The organism is Bacillus methanolicus PB1 (assembly GCF_000262755.1).
Classification (GTDB): Bacteria; Bacillota; Bacilli; order Bacillales; family Cytobacillaceae; genus Bacillus_Z; species Bacillus_Z methanolicus.
Genome location: NZ_AFEU01000001.1, coordinates 712,943 through 729,587, shown reverse-complemented (window position 1 = coordinate 729,587; position 16,645 = coordinate 712,943). Strand labels below are relative to the sequence as shown.

Genomic DNA, 16,645 nt, shown 5'->3' with positions numbered 1-16,645 from the left:
AATGAAGTCAAACTAAATATACTACACTAGATAAGAAACAGGAAGGTGACAAATATGAAACATTTAATGATAAAAGGTCAAACTATTTTCAATAAAAATGCCGGCTTTTTCTTATTGGCTGCCATCCTGTTATGGATAAAAACGTATTTAGTGCAGCAATTTGAGTTTAACTTAGGTATCGATAATTCCATGCAACAATTTTTGCTTTTTATAAACCCGATCGGATCGATCCTTTTCTTTCTCGGATTTGCACTTTTTGCAAAAGGTAAATCACGCTATTATTGGATTGTTGCAATTGATTTTATTTTAACTTTACTATTATATGCGAATGTAGTCTATTATCGTTTTTTCAACGATTTTATTACTCTTCCGACCTTCACTCAGTCTAAAAACTTTGGAGATGTCAGCGGGAATGTTCTTGCATTATTGAAACCATATGATCCATTATTTTTTATTGACATCTTCCTTTTAGTGTTATTAGTGGCTGTTTGGAAGCTGAAACATGTCCAATCTAACGTTTCACGTCGAAAAGTAAGCCTCGTATTTCTTTCGGCGATTGCCATTTCATGTGCAAATGTTGCTCTTGCCGAGATCGACCGTCCTCAATTATTAACTAGGACGTTTGACAGAAATTATATTGTTAAATATTTAGGAATGTACAACTTTACTATTTATGATGCGATCCAAAGCACGAAATCATCCACCCAGAGAGCATTAGCTGACAGTAATGATATTACAGAGGTTGTTAACTATACGAAATCAAATTATGCTGAACCAAACCCGCAATACTTTGGAAAAGCAAAAGGTATGAATGTTATTTATGTCCATTTGGAATCTCTGCAAAATTTTATTATTAATTATAAGTTAAACGGCAAAGAAGTTACTCCATTCTTAAATTCGTTAACAAGGGATGCAAATACGTTATATTTTGACAACTTTTTCCATCAAACAGCGCAAGGAAAAACTGCTGATGCGGAATTTTTATTGGAAAATTCATTGTTCGGTTTATCTCAAGGATCAGCTTTTTCCACAAAAGGTTTAAATACGTATCAGGCAGCTCCTGCGATTTTAGGCCAACATGGTTATACATCCGCGGTATTTCACGGCAACAAAAAATCATTTTGGAACCGCGATGAAATTTATAAATCATTTGGTTATGATAAGTTCTTTGATTCAAGCTATTATAATATGAATCCAGAGGACGTACTTAATTATGGATTAAAGGATAAGCCGTTTTTTGCGGAATCAATGCCATTGTTAAAATCGTTGCCGCAGCCGTTTTATACAAAATTTATTACATTGTCCAACCATTTTCCTTATCCGATTGATGAAGAAGATGCAACGATTGATGGACATACGACCGGAGATAATTCGGTTGACAATTATTTCCGAACAGCCCGTTATTTAGATGAAGCTGTGAAAGAATTCTTTCAATATCTGAAGGAATCGGGATTGTATGACAATTCTGTTATTATTATGTATGGTGACCATTACGGCATTTCAGAAAATCACAATGAAGCAATGGAACAAGTTCTTGGTAAAGAAATGAATGAGTTTGAGAATGCTCAATTACAGCGGGTGCCATTATTTATTCGTGTTCCGAGGATAGAAGGCGGCATTATGCACCAATACGGTGGACAAGTCGACCTGCTCCCAACACTTCTTCATTTGCTTGGGATCGATACAAAAGATTACGTGCAATTTGGAACAGACTTATTATCTGAACAGCATGACCAGCTTGTTCCTTTTCGAAATGGCAATTTCGTGAGCCCGAATGTAAGTGTTGTAAATGGCAATTATTATGATAGAGCCGGAAATCAAATCGAAAAAAATAAGGAGATTGCAAAATTAGAGGAAAAAGCGAAGCTGAAATTAGATCTTTCAGACCGGGTAGTAATTGGAGACTTATTACGGTTCTATACACCTGAAGGCTTTAATCCGGTGGACCGATCTAAATATGATTACAATCATAAAGAAAATATAAATGAAGATGCTGCAGATCAAGCAGATAACTAAGTGAGGCTGACTCGAAAGCAAAGGGTCAGACCCCTCCAATACAATAGACAACCGAAAAAAACATTCTATATATTGCTGTTGTTGGAAGGTGTCAGACCCTTATGAGCCAGCCTCTTTTTAACTGGAATTTTCGAAAAACGAAAGGGTCAGTCTATTAAGATACTACTTCTGATTCTGCTAACGGAATAGACTGAAGCTTCTGTTCTTCGTTATAATTTTTTGTCACTTCAATATATTTTATATGGTGGTCTTCCATTTCGAGAATTTTGAAATCATAAGACTCCAAGCTAATGATGTCTCCTTCTTTGGCTTCATAATTTTCGGTCAGAACCCAGCCGCCGATTGTATCAACATCTTCGTCATCAATCTCAATACCTAACAGATCGTTAACCTCACTGACGAGCACTTTTGAATCAATAATGTAATGACCGTCTTTAATTTTGCGCACCATTGGAACTTCATCCATGTCAAACTCATCCCGAATTTCACCAACAATTTCTTCGAGAATGTCTTCAACCGTTACTAGTCCAGAGGTTCCACCGTATTCATCCATTAAGATTGCCATATGAATACGTTCTTTTTGCATCTTAACGAGCAGGTCGTGAATGGGTATTGTATCAATCACGCGAATTATTGGTCGGATATACGATTCAAGCGTTTTCGTTCCGATTTCTTGCATTTCGATAAGATCCGTCATCAGTTCTTTAATGTTTACAAGCCCGATAATATGGTCTTTATCTCCATCGATAATGGGGTATCGGGTGAATTTTTCTTTTTTGGCAATCTGCAAAAAAGATTCAAGAGTATCATCTTTTGAAAGAGATACAATCTCTGTTCTTGGGACCATGATTTCTTTTGCGATCCGGTTGTCAAATTCAAATATCTTGTTTACATACTTAAACTCTGATTGGTTAATTTCGCCACTCTTATAGCTTTCGGACAAAATAATTCGAAGTTCTTCCTCTGAGTGAACCAGCTCATGCTCGGAAGCAGGCTTTAGTCCGAATATGTTTGTTACAAGACGAGCAGAACCGTTTAATGTCCAAATAAACGGATACAGCAATTTATAAAACCAGATAAGCGGTCTGGCTGCAATTAAACTTACAACTTCTGCCTTTTGAATCGCGAACGTTTTCGGTGCCAACTCACCAACGACAACGTGCAAGAAGGTAATGAAGGCGAATGCTATTCCAAATGATAGTATATGCGATAGGGAACTTGGCAGATTTAATTGATTGAACAACGGGTGCAGGATCGTTTCGATTGTCTGTTCTCCGATCCACCCAAGTCCTAATGAAGTAATGGTAATTCCGAGTTGGCAGGCAGATAAATATTCATCAAGGCTTGAGATTACTTGTTTAACAGCAACAGCGCTTTTGTTGCCTTCTTCAATCAATTGATCGATTCTTGAACTTCGCACTCTTATTATGGCAAACTCCGATGCGACAAAAAATGCCGTCAAAGCAATTAAAATGGCTATTAAAACCAAGTTAAATATGTCCAAATAAATTCCCTTAGCTCGTAAAAAACGAGTAAGGAGTCACCTCCCAATTTTTTAAAAAAAAATTAACTCGTCAGAACCAAAAGCGACTGCATCAAGGCCGAACCTTCTCTGGAAAGTTGATTTGCCAAATCTTCTTTTTGCGGTCCATCAAGTTTTTCAATGAGCGGCAAAATAACAGCCAATTCATTGTGCAGCTGTTTCATTTGGTTGGTTACGTTACTTACATGCTTTTCAACTTCTGACTCCCGAATTTGTTTCGATTTTTTGATTTCAAGTTTTCTTTTAATCTCTTCAAGTGGAAAGTGCATTGTTTTGCACTCTTCAATAAATTTAAGATCATGCAAAGCTTCTTCAGAATAGATCCGATAGTTTGATTTAGAGCGGTCAGCTTTAAGCAGGCCTAGGCTTGTATAATAATCTATTGTTCTTTTTGAAACTCCGGACAAATTTGCTAACTCGCCGATACGATAGACAGCCCCATCATATCACCTCTGATTAGTTAAATTTACAATAATTATAAAATTTTTAAACCGTACAGTCAAACGTTACAGTTGAGTTAAAATGTTGTTATACTATTCTATGACTGGAGACCGCAAATAATAAATTTATTTATAAATTTTCTTATAATCATTATTGTGTGAAAGGGCAGCAAGATTTTGCCGCCGATATTTTTTACCTATTAATTTGTTTTTTACATACTTCTATATATAAAATGTGATGTCCTTCTATTTCTTTAATTTTAAATAAATGATCTTCCCGTTCAAGAACATCTCCTTCTTGCACGTCAAATTTTTGTGTCAGGAACCATCCGCCAATCGTGTCGACTTCCTCTTCTTCCAAAGAAGTGCCAAGGAGATCATTCACCTCCGAAATCAAGAGCTTGGCATCAAGAATATAACCATTTTCGGTTTTACGAATAAGAGGGACCTCGTCTGTGTCAAATTCATCCCTTATCTCTCCTACAATTTCTTCAAGGATATCTTCAACCGTAACTAATCCTGCTGTTCCTCCATATTCATCAAAAAGTATTGCCATATGTGATCTTTCTCGCTGCATTTTGACAAGAAGATCATGGATGGGGATCGTTTCAATAACCCGTATCACAGGTTTTATATAGGGGCGCAAGGGATATTCCCCTTCACATTTCTTTTGTATACAGTCTGTTAGAATTTCTTTTATGTTAATAATCCCTATAATATTATCTTTGTCGCCGTCGGTTGTAACCGGATAGCGGGTAAATTTTTCCTCTTTGACAACCGTTAATATTTCCTCGATGGTTGCATCCTCAGGAAAGCTGATGATTTCCGTCCTTGGCACCATTATTTCTTTTGCAACGCGATTATCGAATTCAAAGATTTTGTTGACATATCTATATTCGGACTGGTTAATTTCACCGCTTTTAAGGCTCTCTGAAAGAATGATGCGAAGTTCTTCTTCAGAAAGGGCAATTTCATGCTCTGAAACTGGTTTCAACCCAAAAAAGCCGGCGACAAATCTTGCTGAATTATTTAATGCCCAAATAAACGGATACATCACTTTATAGAACGAAATCAGGGTTGCAGCCAATGAAAGGGTGATGCTTTCTGCTTTATGGATTGCAATCGTTTTTGGTGCCAATTCTCCGATTACAACATGAAGAAATGTAATCAAAGAAAATGCAATCAAAAATGAAAGGATTTGGTTAATTGATTCTTGAATCCCTAATTTTTCGAAGAACGGGTGTAGAATTCTTTCCACTGTCGGTTCTCCGAGCCACCCGAGACCAAGTGCAGTAATCGTAATACCAAGCTGGCATGCTGATAAATAGCCGTCTACATTTGAAATAACCTTTTTGGCTGCTTCAGCTTTTTTATTTCCCTCCAGAATCAGCTGATCAATTCTGGATGTACGAACTTTTACGATTGCAAATTCCGATGCAACAAAAAAAGCAGTCAATGCGATCAAGAAAGCAACTAATAATAAATTAACTCCTAACATGTACGAGCCTCACAATTTCGCAAGGCGTTCACCCCCCTTTTCGACAATTTTGATATCTGTACTTTTCCCATATTTATCCCGTTCTAATCGTATTTAAGTTTCCAGGCGAAAATGATACAAAAAAAGCTGCCATTTCAGACAGCTTTTCAATATTTTTTCCACTCTCTAGCCAAAAGACCGTAGATGACCAGGTCATGGTAGTGGTCATAGAGAAACTCACCGTCACGGACAATGCCTTCCTGAACAAAGCCAAGCCGTTCCGGGATGGCACGACTTTTAAAATTTCTTTTGCCGCAGCGGATTTCAATTCGGTTTAGCCCGATGTCAAAGAATGCATAGTTAATAAGTGCTTGAACCGCTCTTGTCATAATTCCATGTCCTTCAGCTTCTCTAGCAAGCCAGTAGCCGATGCTCGTTTGTCTGTTATTCCAATCAATATGATGAAATCCGATCGATCCGACTAATTTTCCTTTATAGAGGATGCCTGTGTTAAAGCCATTGTTGTCTGCAAATTGTTTCAGCCATATGGAAATAATCGTAACGTACTGCGAAGATGAATAGATGCCGTCAACCCAAGGAAGCCATTCCCTTAAATGAATGCGATTTGAATCAACGAGGTTGAACAGCTCGTTGGCATGATGGGGCTGAAACAACTGAAGTTCAACTTCTTCATCTGCTTTTAAGGTAAACATTCTTTTTTCCCCTTTTAAATGTGTGTGGTTTCTGCGGAAGGCAAGATTATGGTGAATACTGTTTTCTCTTTATTTGATTCACAAGATAAAGTTCCTTTATGTTTTTCAATAATTTCTTTGCAAACAAAAAGTCCAAGGCCTGTTCCAAGTTTTTTCGTCGTTACAAACGGTTCGAATATCGTTTGCAACAATTCTTTTGGGATCATCGGGCCGTTATTAGCGATTTCGAGTTTGATAAATTCTTTTTTTTCATTTGTAAAATCCCCTTTTATTTCAATTAGCGGGTCACTGCGATATTGGCTGAGGACATCGATGGCATTAAAAACAATGTTAATCAGAACCTGGCGGATTTCATCAGAATACCCATAAAGTTTAATATCATCAACGACCTTAATAATTCTGACTTTACAATCCAAAATACTAGGATATAAAAAAGTAAGCACTTCATCAACTAACGATTTTAAGGAAAAAATATTTTTCTCTTTACCAATCAGTTCTTTTTTTGATAGTAGAAGAAACTGGGAAATACGAAAATTTAATTGTTCTAATTCATTCGAGATAATGTCTAAATAGTTCATTGAAGGATAATCTGCTTTTAATAATTGAATGAAACCTTGGATTGATGTTAACGGGTTGCGGAATTCATGAATAAAGCTTGAAGTCATCTGGCCGAGAAGGGTAAGTCTGTCTTTATGGGTGGAATCGATAAACTTCGATTTCTCTTCGATAATTTTATTTTTTGCTTCTGTGTAGTAAGAAACTGTATAGTAAAGGAATTTATCGAAGCAATAGTTAATGTTATCAATTGACATTTGGAGTTCTGTCCAGTCCATATCCATTTTATACAGATATTTATTAATAATTGATCTTCCTATATTAACATTATATACAAATTCACCAATATTAATATCTGCTTTAACCCTTTCATCTCCGACTACATATGCCAATTTTTTTATATATGTTTCCAGTTCTTCTTCAGATCTTGTAAAGACACTTAATACGATATTAAAAATCGCTTCCCCATTTTGTTTAATGTGGTCCTTAAATGGGTCTTTATCAGATTCCATTATCATTTTTTCCCATTCATCTAACATAACCTTTTTATTACTTTCCAATAAGTCTGCTAATCTCTTTTTTGTAGTGGCTAACATTTTTTCCTCCTGTTCCACTTTATTTTGTGTAAGATTAGTATTCGATAGGAAGCAGCAAATTCCTTTATCATATTTTGCATAATCATGAGGAATAATGGCGAAAAATCGAGATTTACACAAATTTTTAGCAATTAATGGTAATTTTTGAACTGAATAAAAGGGTCAGATCCCTCCAATTACAATATATAGACAAACTCAGAAAAAACAATTCTAAAATTGTCATTTCCGGAGGTATTCAGACCCTTGACCCTTATGAATCAGCCCCTTTAATCTCCATTCAGAAGCGGTTCTATATGGATGGTTGCATTTTCAATCATGTGCATTTGCAAGAGATTTTTTTCAATATTTTCAGTAATGTTATGGCTTTCTACAACATTTAGAGAAGGTTTTACCAGAACCGTAGCTTCTACTAAAACCTGGTTACCATTCATCCGTGCTTTCACTTCTTTAATCGACTCTACTCCCGGTGTTTTACGAATAGTTGCTTCAATCTGTTCGAGCAATTCCTGGTTAAATCCATCTGTTAATGAGTAGGATGCATCAGAGAAAATCTCCGCTGCTGTTTTGCAAATAAGAACCCCGACAGCAAGAGCAGTTAAAACATCAAGAAGGGCAATTCCAAATTTTGTTCCAGCTATTCCTATAAATGCCCCGAGGCTGACTAATGCATCAGAACGGTTATCATAAGCAACTGCTTTGATAGAGGAACTGTTGATTTTTTCTCCAAGCTTTAAGTTGTATCGATAAACGACATACATGGCCAAGGCACTGCCTAAGGCAGTCCATGCGGTCAGCCAATCCGGGGTTTCAAGATCATCTGTGAAAAAATTTTGAATTCCCCTAATGAGAACTTGAATTCCAACAGAGATCATAATAAAAGCAGCCACTAAAGACGCGACTGATTCCGCCCGTGAATGCCCGTATAAATGATTATGATCAGCAGGTTTTCTTGAAATTTTTAGTCCTATTAATACAGCTGCAGAAGCGATTACATCAGTAAAATTGTTTAAGCCGTCAGCCCAAAGCCCTTCGGAGTGGCCGAATTTTGCAATCAACAATTTGATGGACGCGAGAATGATATATGCAATAATGCTTAACCAGGCGCCTTTTTCACCTAAACTTAATTGGTCGTTCCGTTCCATGACAATCCTCCAATGAATCATTTGAGCAATTTAAACCATATCAAAAGACAGGCATGTGGGTCTATAGAAACAATGTCGGATAAAAGCAGTTCTATTGTACTTGTTTAAATAATTTTCTTAAGGTAAAAAAATATTTATTTGATTAATTTGTTCCTTTTAAGTAAATTTTGGCATAAATACCAATTATTGAGGGTAAAAGTTACTATCTTAATCTATTAAATTAATAGAGATGAATATTTTAAAGGTTGTGGTATTACATGAACAAACTTCACTCTGTCTTGACTTCTTTTTCAAAATTATGGAAACAAAAACATATGACTCAAATTGTTGTTTTAAGTCTGTTAATATTGTTTCTTGGTGTTTTAAGCTTTTTTTATTATTTTTCAAAAAATGCAGATATTCGTTCTTTGAAAGCTGGTTTGGCACAATCAACAATAATTTACGATCAGAGCGGTAAGGTTGCCAGTAAAATTTCGGCAAACAAAAATGAGGCAGTTCCAATTGAACTGGTGCCGGACCATATGAAAAACGCTGTTGTAGCAATCGAAGACCACCGTTTTTATGAACATAACGGGATTGATCTAGTAGGTATAGTCCGGGCTTTTTTTCGGAATTTTAAAGCCGGGGAAGTAGTTGAAGGGGGCAGTACAATTACTCAGCAGCTTACGAAAAATGCATTGCTTTCACCGGAAAAGACGTATAAGCGGAAGATAGAGGAGCTTTTTCTTGCGCGAGAAATTGAAAAAGAATATACAAAAAAGGAAATTCTTGAAATTTATTTAAACGAAATCTATTTCGGTGAAGGTGCTTGGGGCATTAAACGCGCTGCACTTAAATATTTCGGCAAGGAAGTAAAAGATTTAACACTTAGTGAATCCGCCATGCTTGCCGGTCTTATCAAAGCTCCTTCTGCAATAAATCCGTATGCAGACTATGAAAAAGCGATTGAACGCCGAAATATTGTTCTTGAGCAAATGAGAAAGTATGAATTTATTTCTGATGCGGAATATGACAAAGCAGTAAATGAAAAACTTGTTCTCGATGACAAAGGTGGAGACCCGTTTCGCGGCAAGTATCCTTACTATGTGGATCATGTTATTGAAGAAGCCATTCAGGAATATGGTCTGACTCAGGATGAATTGTTGACCGGTGGATATCATATATACACAGAGCTTGATCCTGATATGCAATCAGCAATAGAAGCCGTCTATGAAAACGATGAGCTTTTTCCGGAAGGAACTGCGGATCAGATTGTGCAAAGCGGTGCTGTATTATTGGATCCACAAACAGATGCGGTTCGTGCACTTGTCGGGGGAAGAGGAGAACATGTTTTCCGAGGCTATAACCGGGCAACCCAGCTGAGGGCACAGCCGGGATCAACTATGAAGCCGCTTGCGGTTTACACACCTGCCCTCGAAGAAGGATGGAAGCCTGAAGATGAATTGAAGGATGAAAAAATGTCATTCGGAGATTATGAACCTTCTAATTACAATCATCAATATAAGGGAATGGTCCCTATGTATGATGCTGTGAAAGACTCCTTAAACGTTCCGGCAGTATGGCTGTTAAATGAGATCGGAATCGAGAAAGGTATAAATGCAGTTGAGCGGTTCGGCATTCCTCTTGACAACGGTGACCGTAATCTCGGCCTTGCACTAGGCGGATTGGAAAAAGGGGTTTCGCCATTAATGATGGCGGAAGCATTTTCTGTTTTTCCAAACGAAGGAGAACGGATTGAAGCCCATGCCATTACAAAGATTGTTGATGCTGATGGTATTACGGTAGCTAAATGGAAGAAAAAAAAGACGAAAGTCACAACAAAATCAGTTGCTGATATGATGACAACAATGCTTCTTGGAGTTGTGGAACATGGAACAGGAAAGGGAGCGCAAATTCCGGGAAGGGAAGTGGCCGGAAAGACAGGTTCAACCCAAGTTCCAATTAACGGGATTAACGGGGTAAAGGATCAATGGTTTGTCGGCTACACTCCTGAACTGGTTGGTGCTGTTTGGGTAGGGTATGATAAAACAGATAAAAACCATTATTTAACAACGACGAGCAGTGAAGGAGCAGCTCTTGTCTTCAAGGAAATAATGGAAGATGCACTGAAGGATAAAGAAACGTCTTCTTTTCATGTTCCTCACATTTCTTCTTATATGGAAAAAAGAAAACAGGAAGAGTGGAAATGGAAAGCTCATGAACTCGAAGAATCAATAAAAAAAGAAACAAAAAAATGGAATGAAAAAGTTGAGAAAGAGAAAGAAAAGTGGGAGAAAAAGTGGAAAAGAAAAGGGAAAAATGATGATTAGTTTTGGAAACCAATGACAAACATCGATTATTTGTTTGAAAAATTGCAACTGAAACTTGCATTATGTAAGAATATAAACGAAGAAAAGTTCGACTTCTTCCTAATATTTTTCACACGGAAGGGGATAAAGCATTAGTGTTGACTTTAATCCAAAATGGGGAGATTTATGCTCCCCAATATTTAGGAAAAAAAGACATTTTACTGATAGGCAGCAAAATTGGCTTTATCAAGGACAAAATTAAGAAACCTGCAGGCTTTGTAGATATAAACATTATCAATGCAAAAGGAAAAATTGTTGTCCCGGGATTTATTGATTCTCATGTCCATATTATCGGAGGAGGTGGCGAAGGAAGCTACAAAAACCGTACTCCGGAACTGATGTTGACGGATGCAACACTGGCTGGAATTACAACGTTAATCGGGGTAATCGGAACAGATGGAACGACACGGACAATGGCCAGTTTGATCGCCAAAGCCCGCGGATTAGAGGAAGAAGGTATTAGCTGTTTTGTCCATACCGGTTCATACCAAGTGCCAGTTAAGACGCTGACCGGAAAAATTGAAGATGACATTATTCTGATTGACCGTGTTATCGGGGCCGGAGAAATTGCTATCGCAGATCACCGTTCTTCACAGCCGACAGTGGAAGAAATGGCGAAGATTGCTTCGGCAGCGAGAATAGGCGGGCTTCTTTCAGGGAAAGCGGGGATCGTCAATGTCCATGTTGGAGAAAGCTATGATCATCTGAAGCTTCTTGAAGAAGTGGTTGAAAGAACAGAAATCCCGATTCGCCAATTTTATCCTACTCATATTAACCGGAATCATCATTTGTTCGAAGCGGGAATTGCATATGCAAAAAAAGGGGGGTATGTGGATTTAACGACAAGCTCTTTTCTAAATTTTTTAGACGAAGGGGAGATAAAATGCAGCAGAGGATTAAAACGAATGCTTGAAGCGGGAGTGGATATTTCGCAAATCACATTTACTTCTGACGGACAGGCAAGTTTGCCGGAATTTAATGAGCATGGTGAAATGACCGGACTGAGAATTGGAAAAGTATCGACTTTGTTTAAAGAAGTTCGTGATGCGATTCTTGAAGAAGGGATTCCGGTTGAAATTGCCATTCAGGTTATTACAAGCAGTCCAGCCAACATTTTAAAGCTCAAGCAAAAGGGCTATATCGAGGAAGGCAAAGATGCGGACTTGGTTTTGTTAACAAAGAAAGATTATCGAATTGATACAGTTATTGCGTTGGGTAAAGTGATGGTTGAACATGAAGAAGCAATCGTAAAAGGAACGTTTGAATAAACTGAATGTCTAAAAATAAATTCGAGGAAGCCATGGCCATATTGGAGCCGGTAAGTATTCGGCCATTCAGAAAAAGGAATCCGCATGAAATAATTTGTTCATTAAATGTTCATATTCTTGCCATAATATTGTGAGATTTCTCACACTTACTCATCCTCCTTACGTGATATTCTTGCATAGAAACCATATCAGGAGGTTATCGACAATGGAAGAGTTTTCAATTACACTTGCTATAGCCAGCATTATGGTGCTCGGTTATTATATCGGTTATTCGATTATTAAAGTTTCTTAATCCGCCCGGTGAAAATGCCTGGCGGTTTTTTATTGGATAAATTTGATGAAAGCTGGCAAAATAGGGGAAAGAATATAAAAAATATGCGAGGCAGGTAGACATGGAGGATTATCGAATTGAAAAAGATACTTTAGGTGAAGTAAAGGTGCCGGCTGATAAGTATTGGGGAGCCCAAACTCAAAGGAGCAAAGAAAACTTTAAAATTGGTACAGAAAAAATGCCGATTGAAGTCATTTATGCGCTTGTTCACATAAAAAAAGCAGCTGCAATCGTTAATTACAAACTGGGAAAGCTTTCAGAAGAGAAAAAGAATGCGATTACAAAAGCATGTTCAGAAATTCTTTCCGGTTCCTTTGACAACCATTTTCCGTTGGTTGTCTGGCAAACAGGTAGCGGAACCCAAACAAATATGAATGTGAATGAAGTCGTGGCTAGAAGAGCGACGGAATTAATGGATAAACGAGATGCCGGAGAAAAAATACATCCTAATGATGATGTAAATATGTCACAAAGCTCAAATGATACATTTCCGACTGCCATGCATATTGCTGCATACATTGCTATAACAGAAAAGCTGCTCCCGTCACTAAAAGAACTGATAAAAACGTTCAAATTAAAAGAAACAGCTTTTAAAGATGTGATAAAAATTGGCAGAACGCATCTCCAGGATGCAACTCCGTTAACATTGGGACAGGAAATTAGCGGTTGGCGAGCCATGCTGGAAAAAGATGAGAAGATGATTACTGAGTCTTCAGAATATTTGCGGGACTTAGCGATTGGCGGAACGGCGGTTGGTACCGGTATTAATGCCGACCCTTCATTTGGTGATGAAGTGGCACGGGAAATTTCAATCGCGACCGGATATCAATTTAGATCAGCGGAAAACAAATTCCAGGCACTAACAAGCCATGATGAAATTGTCCATGTTCATGGCACCTTAAAGGCTCTTGCAGCTGATTTAATGAAAATCGCCAATGATGTGCGCTGGCTTGCGAGTGGTCCGAGAAGCGGAATAGGGGAAATAACGATTCCGGCAAATGAACCGGGAAGCTCCATTATGCCGGGTAAAGTAAATCCGACACAAAGTGAAGCTCTAACAATGATCTCGTGTCAAGTTTTTGGAAATGATGCTTCGATTGGCTTCGCGGCAAGCCAGGGGAATTTTGAATTGAATGTATTCAAGCCAATAATTATTTATAATTTACTCCAAAGCATACGGCTGCTTTCCGAAGGAATGCAATCTTTTAATGAAAAATGTGCGGTCGGAATTGAAGCTAATAAAGAAGTAATCGAGGCTCATTTAGAAAGATCGCTTATGCTCGTCACAGCTCTTAACCCTTATATCGGGTACGAAAAAGCTGCTGAAATCGCCAAATTAGCTTTTAAAGAGAATATCACGCTTAAAGAGGCGTCCTTGAAAACAGGATATATAACGGAAGAACAGTACGATCAATGGGTTAGGCCGGAAAAGATGATCTAAGTAAAATGCCCCCTTCACGAATGGAAGGGGGCAATGCCATTTTTATTTAATTTAATAATTATATTAGATTAAAATTGTCTTCCGCTAAGTTGTTGTTGAGCCATTTGTACAAGGCGTTTTGTAATTTCTCCTCCGACAGAACCGTTAGCACGTGAAGTCGTTTCTGCTCCGAGGTTTACGCCGAATTCTGTTGCAATTTCATATTTCATTTGTTCTAATGCTTGTTCTACACCAGGAACTAACAATTGATTAGAGTTATTATTTGCAGCCATAAAAATTCCTCCTTCTGTAATTCATTGTTGTTTTTTTGGTTGGGTTAGCCGGATTTGCACCGGCAAACAGTATGACTGTTACCTTTGCTTGGTTTAACCCAGCGGTGTAATTAATCTTTATTGCTTTGTTTATATTTTATTTTGTTTGATTCTTGAAAGTTTATTCAGCAAAACGATCTGGTAACTTATTCCTTTTAGTTTACGACTACATATATGGTTTGAATAAACATAAACTAGCATTAGATAAAATGGTTAGAAAGGGTTTGGGGTAATGGCGATTTGTCCATTATGCAACGGATTTAAAATACTTCATTTAGCTTGTCCGAAATGTAACTGTGAACTTGAGGAAGACGGCAGGATTATGGACTATTATGATGATTATAGCCCGTATATGATGATTGATCATTTGAAATTGGAAGACGGGTATCCAAAGACATATTCTAATCATGAATGCCCGCATTTATTCTATTGTCCGAAATGCGGATTTGAAGACGTGAAACTGATAAAAGAACAAGGGGCTGACTTAAAGCCTAAGGGTCAGACCCCATAACACAATATATAGGACATAATGTTGGATAAATGTGCTATATATTGATAAATGCACATGGGGTCAGACCCTTATGGGAAAGCCTCTTGTAAAGGAATGAATTATTACTCAAGTACTCATTCTTCGTTTTTTGGACGGATTCGCAATTCAGTTTCAGCGTCAAAGAAATGGGCTTTATTCATATCAAACGCAAGTTCCAATTTATCTCCAGGATTGATATCTGTCCGGGAATCAATACGTGCAACAAATTCCTGTGACTCTATGTTTGAATAAATCATTGTTTCTGCACCTGTCAATTCTGACACTTCAATATGAACAACAATTTTTGATCCTTGTGAAGCATCAATAAATACCGGCTCATCATGAATGTCTTCAGGCCGGATCCCTAAGATAATATTTTTGCCGACATAACCTTGGTCGCGAAGAACTTTCATCTTTCCCTCAGGAACAACGATGGAAGTATTGCCAATGACAAATTTGCCATCTTCAAGTTTTCCGTTAAAGAAGTTCATGGCAGGCGAGCCTATAAAGCCGCCGACAAATACATTCTCCGGTTTTTCATAAACATCTTTAGGCGCACCAACCTGCTGAATGACACCGTCTTTCATGACAACAAGGCGCGTAGCCATTGTCATGGCTTCTGTTTGATCGTGTGTTACATAGATTGTTGTTGTTTGTAAACGCTGGTGCAATTTGGCAATCTCTGCTCGCATTTGGACGCGAAGTTTTGCGTCAAGGTTTGAAAGAGGCTCGTCCATTAAAAAGACTTTTGCATCACGGACAATCGCACGTCCGAGTGCAACTCGCTGGCGCTGTCCGCCTGATAATGCTTTTGGTTTGCGATCCAGATATTGTTCCAAACCAAGAATCTTTGCAGCTTCTCTAACACGGCGATCAATTTCGTCTTTTGAAAATTTGCGGAGTTTTAAGCCGAATGCCATGTTATCATATACGCTCATGTGCGGATAAAGCGCATAGTTTTGGAACACCATCGCGATATCCCGGTCTTTTGGGGGGACATCGTTAACACGCTTTCCATCAATATATAATTCACCTTTTGTAATTTCTTCAAGACCGGCAATCATTCGGAGTGTAGTTGATTTGCCGCATCCGGATGGCCCCACAAAAAAAATAAATTCTTTATCTTTAATATGCAGGTTGAAATCTTGGACAGCCGTGACTTTATTATCATATATTTTGTAAATGTGTTCTAACCTTAATTCTGCCATATCATTTCCTCCTCTAAAGAAACGAAAGCGCTTTATTTATAGTTTAAAGAAAAGAGGGCTTTTTTGGTATTGTCACCTTGCACAAACTCGTTCAGCATTTATTAGGCAATGTGCAAACGCTCTGTTCCAAAAAATTGGTTCTTTTAGAAAATCCGTGAGTTGCTTTATGTCTTTTCCCATTAAACGCAGACCCCATATCATTTAGATGAAACGCCGATTTTTTTTCATTATAACAGTCGTGGTTTCTCTAGTATAAAAAAGAAGCACCAAATCCCTTTCAGGATAATGTACTTCTTTTCTAAGGAAAAGGGGCGGAGCTACGCTAACAAAGATAAAAATGCCAACTTAGCTTTAGCAAGATACTTGTTTAGCTTTGTAAATATTTAGAGCTTTGCTCGCTCACACCGCCTTATTATGTTGGTTCTGTTTTATAATGAAAGCTATTTCCATGATAGGGTTGGGAGTTTGAAACTAATGTACGTTTTTGGTTCTTATTTTGTTTCATGTGGCGGGTTTTCTTGATAGAGATCTCTTGCTTCTTCAATATTTGGGGTAGTTTTAAGCATATGGACCTGGCCACCTGCCATGCCTTCATTGATCATGCGGTCAATATCCAAATAAACAGAGCCCCGGCCTTCGTTCGAAATATCTTCTATAACTTTGTGTCCGTGTTTTTTCATTTTGTCCTCCAGCCATCGTTTTCTTTATTATTTGAGGGGGCATGATG

14 protein-coding genes are annotated in these 16,645 nt (G+C 37.8%); 5 read left to right on the top strand and 9 right to left on the bottom strand.

Translation table 11 applies throughout. The features are described 5' to 3' along the window. Window positions 1–54 precede the first annotated feature (54 nt). The gene (gene ltaS, locus PB1_RS03380; RefSeq protein ID WP_003350772.1) at window positions 55–2,016 is read left to right on the top strand and encodes a lipoteichoic acid synthase; all 1,962 of its coding nucleotides are present in this window, start codon (window positions 55–57) and stop codon (window positions 2,014–2,016) included. 154 nt (window positions 2,017–2,170) lie between these two features. On the opposite strand, the gene PB1_RS03375 is transcribed toward ltaS, so the two are convergent. The 6 genes from PB1_RS03375 to PB1_RS03350 all read right to left on the bottom strand — a co-directional run bounded on the left by PB1_RS03375 (window position 2,171) and on the right by PB1_RS03350 (window position 8,482). Next, complete coding sequence (locus tag PB1_RS03375; protein ID WP_034644751.1) at window positions 2,171–3,520, bottom strand: hemolysin family protein; 1,350 nt, start codon at window positions 3,518–3,520, stop codon at window positions 2,171–2,173. A 62-nt stretch (window positions 3,521–3,582) separates the two neighbouring features. Next, window positions 3,583–3,984, bottom strand: a complete 402-nt coding sequence (locus tag PB1_RS03370) for a MerR family transcriptional regulator (protein ID WP_081485587.1) — start codon at window positions 3,982–3,984, stop codon at window positions 3,583–3,585. A gap of 208 nt (window positions 3,985–4,192) precedes the next feature. Then, a complete protein-coding gene (locus PB1_RS03365; RefSeq protein WP_003350769.1) occupies window positions 4,193–5,497 on the bottom strand; it encodes a hemolysin family protein in 1,305 nt (434 codons plus the stop codon). A gap of 146 nt (window positions 5,498–5,643) precedes the next feature. Further along, window positions 5,644–6,189, bottom strand: coding sequence for a GNAT family N-acetyltransferase (locus PB1_RS03360; RefSeq protein ID WP_003350767.1), 546 nt, complete (start codon window positions 6,187–6,189; stop codon window positions 5,644–5,646). Between the two features lie 14 nt (window positions 6,190–6,203). After that, a complete protein-coding gene (locus tag PB1_RS03355; protein ID WP_003350766.1) occupies window positions 6,204–7,340 on the bottom strand; it encodes a histidine kinase N-terminal domain-containing protein in 1,137 nt (378 codons plus the stop codon). 266 nt (window positions 7,341–7,606) lie between these two features. Further along, window positions 7,607–8,482 carry a cation diffusion facilitator family transporter gene (locus tag PB1_RS03350; protein WP_003350765.1) on the bottom strand — a complete coding sequence of 292 codons (876 nt, stop codon included), beginning with the start codon at window positions 8,480–8,482 and terminating at the stop codon, window positions 7,607–7,609. A 257-nt stretch (window positions 8,483–8,739) separates the two neighbouring features. Between PB1_RS03350 and PB1_RS03345 the strand changes: the two genes are divergently transcribed. The 3 genes from PB1_RS03345 (at window position 8,740) to fumC (ending at window position 13,870) form a co-directional block, all read left to right on the top strand. Next, a complete protein-coding gene (locus PB1_RS03345; protein WP_003350764.1) occupies window positions 8,740–10,791 on the top strand; it encodes a transglycosylase domain-containing protein in 2,052 nt (683 codons plus the stop codon). Between the two features lie 134 nt (window positions 10,792–10,925). Further along, window positions 10,926–12,098: a beta-aspartyl-peptidase gene (iadA, locus tag PB1_RS03340; protein ID WP_003350763.1), complete on the top strand. Its 1,173-nt coding sequence runs from the start codon at window positions 10,926–10,928 to the stop codon at window positions 12,096–12,098. Between the two features lie 392 nt (window positions 12,099–12,490). After that, window positions 12,491–13,870 (top strand): class II fumarate hydratase, encoded by a 1,380-nt coding sequence (gene fumC / locus PB1_RS03335; RefSeq protein WP_003350762.1) that lies wholly within the window; start codon window positions 12,491–12,493, stop codon window positions 13,868–13,870. Between the two features lie 68 nt (window positions 13,871–13,938). Here fumC and PB1_RS03330 read toward each other — a convergent pair whose 3' ends face one another. Further along, the gene (locus PB1_RS03330) at window positions 13,939–14,142 is read right to left on the bottom strand and encodes an alpha/beta-type small acid-soluble spore protein (RefSeq protein WP_003350761.1); all 204 of its coding nucleotides are present in this window, start codon (window positions 14,140–14,142) and stop codon (window positions 13,939–13,941) included. A 271-nt stretch (window positions 14,143–14,413) separates the two neighbouring features. Between PB1_RS03330 and PB1_RS03325 the strand changes: the two genes are divergently transcribed. Then, entirely contained in the window at window positions 14,414–14,692 is a 279-nt protein-coding gene (locus tag PB1_RS03325) for a hypothetical protein (RefSeq protein WP_034644749.1), read from the top strand. Window positions 14,693–14,805: 113 nt separating this feature from the next. Here the strand turns inward: PB1_RS03325 and PB1_RS03320 are convergent, their stop codons facing one another. Beyond that, entirely contained in the window at window positions 14,806–15,918 is a 1,113-nt protein-coding gene (locus PB1_RS03320; RefSeq protein WP_003350759.1) for an ABC transporter ATP-binding protein, read from the bottom strand. A gap of 491 nt (window positions 15,919–16,409) precedes the next feature. Beyond that, window positions 16,410–16,598, bottom strand: coding sequence for a hypothetical protein (locus PB1_RS03315; protein ID WP_003350757.1), 189 nt, complete (start codon window positions 16,596–16,598; stop codon window positions 16,410–16,412). Between the last annotated feature and the right edge of the window lie 47 nt (window positions 16,599–16,645).

Bases quoted from the DNA above. Each gene is read 5' to 3' on its own strand.
- ltaS (WP_003350772.1), top strand. From the start codon at position 55: ATGAAACATTTAATGATAAAAGGTCAAACTATTTTCAATAAAAATGCC.
- PB1_RS03365 (WP_003350769.1), bottom strand. From the start codon at position 5,497: ATGTTAGGAGTTAATTTATTATTAGTTGCTTTCTTGATCGCATTGACT.
- PB1_RS03360 (WP_003350767.1), bottom strand. From the start codon at position 6,189: ATGTTTACCTTAAAAGCAGATGAAGAAGTTGAACTTCAGTTGTTTCAG.
- PB1_RS03355 (WP_003350766.1), bottom strand. From the start codon at position 7,340: ATGTTAGCCACTACAAAAAAGAGATTAGCAGACTTATTGGAAAGTAAT.
- PB1_RS03350 (WP_003350765.1), bottom strand. From the start codon at position 8,482: ATGGAACGGAACGACCAATTAAGTTTAGGTGAAAAAGGCGCCTGGTTA.
- PB1_RS03345 (WP_003350764.1), top strand. From the start codon at position 8,740: ATGAACAAACTTCACTCTGTCTTGACTTCTTTTTCAAAATTATGGAAA.
- fumC (WP_003350762.1), top strand. From the start codon at position 12,491: ATGGAGGATTATCGAATTGAAAAAGATACTTTAGGTGAAGTAAAGGTG.
- PB1_RS03330 (WP_003350761.1), bottom strand. From the start codon at position 14,142: ATGGCTGCAAATAATAACTCTAATCAATTGTTAGTTCCTGGTGTAGAA.
- PB1_RS03325 (WP_034644749.1), top strand. From the start codon at position 14,414: ATGGCGATTTGTCCATTATGCAACGGATTTAAAATACTTCATTTAGCT.
- PB1_RS03320 (WP_003350759.1), bottom strand. From the start codon at position 15,918: ATGGCAGAATTAAGGTTAGAACACATTTACAAAATATATGATAATAAA.
- PB1_RS03315 (WP_003350757.1), bottom strand. From the start codon at position 16,598: ATGAAAAAACACGGACACAAAGTTATAGAAGATATTTCGAACGAAGGC.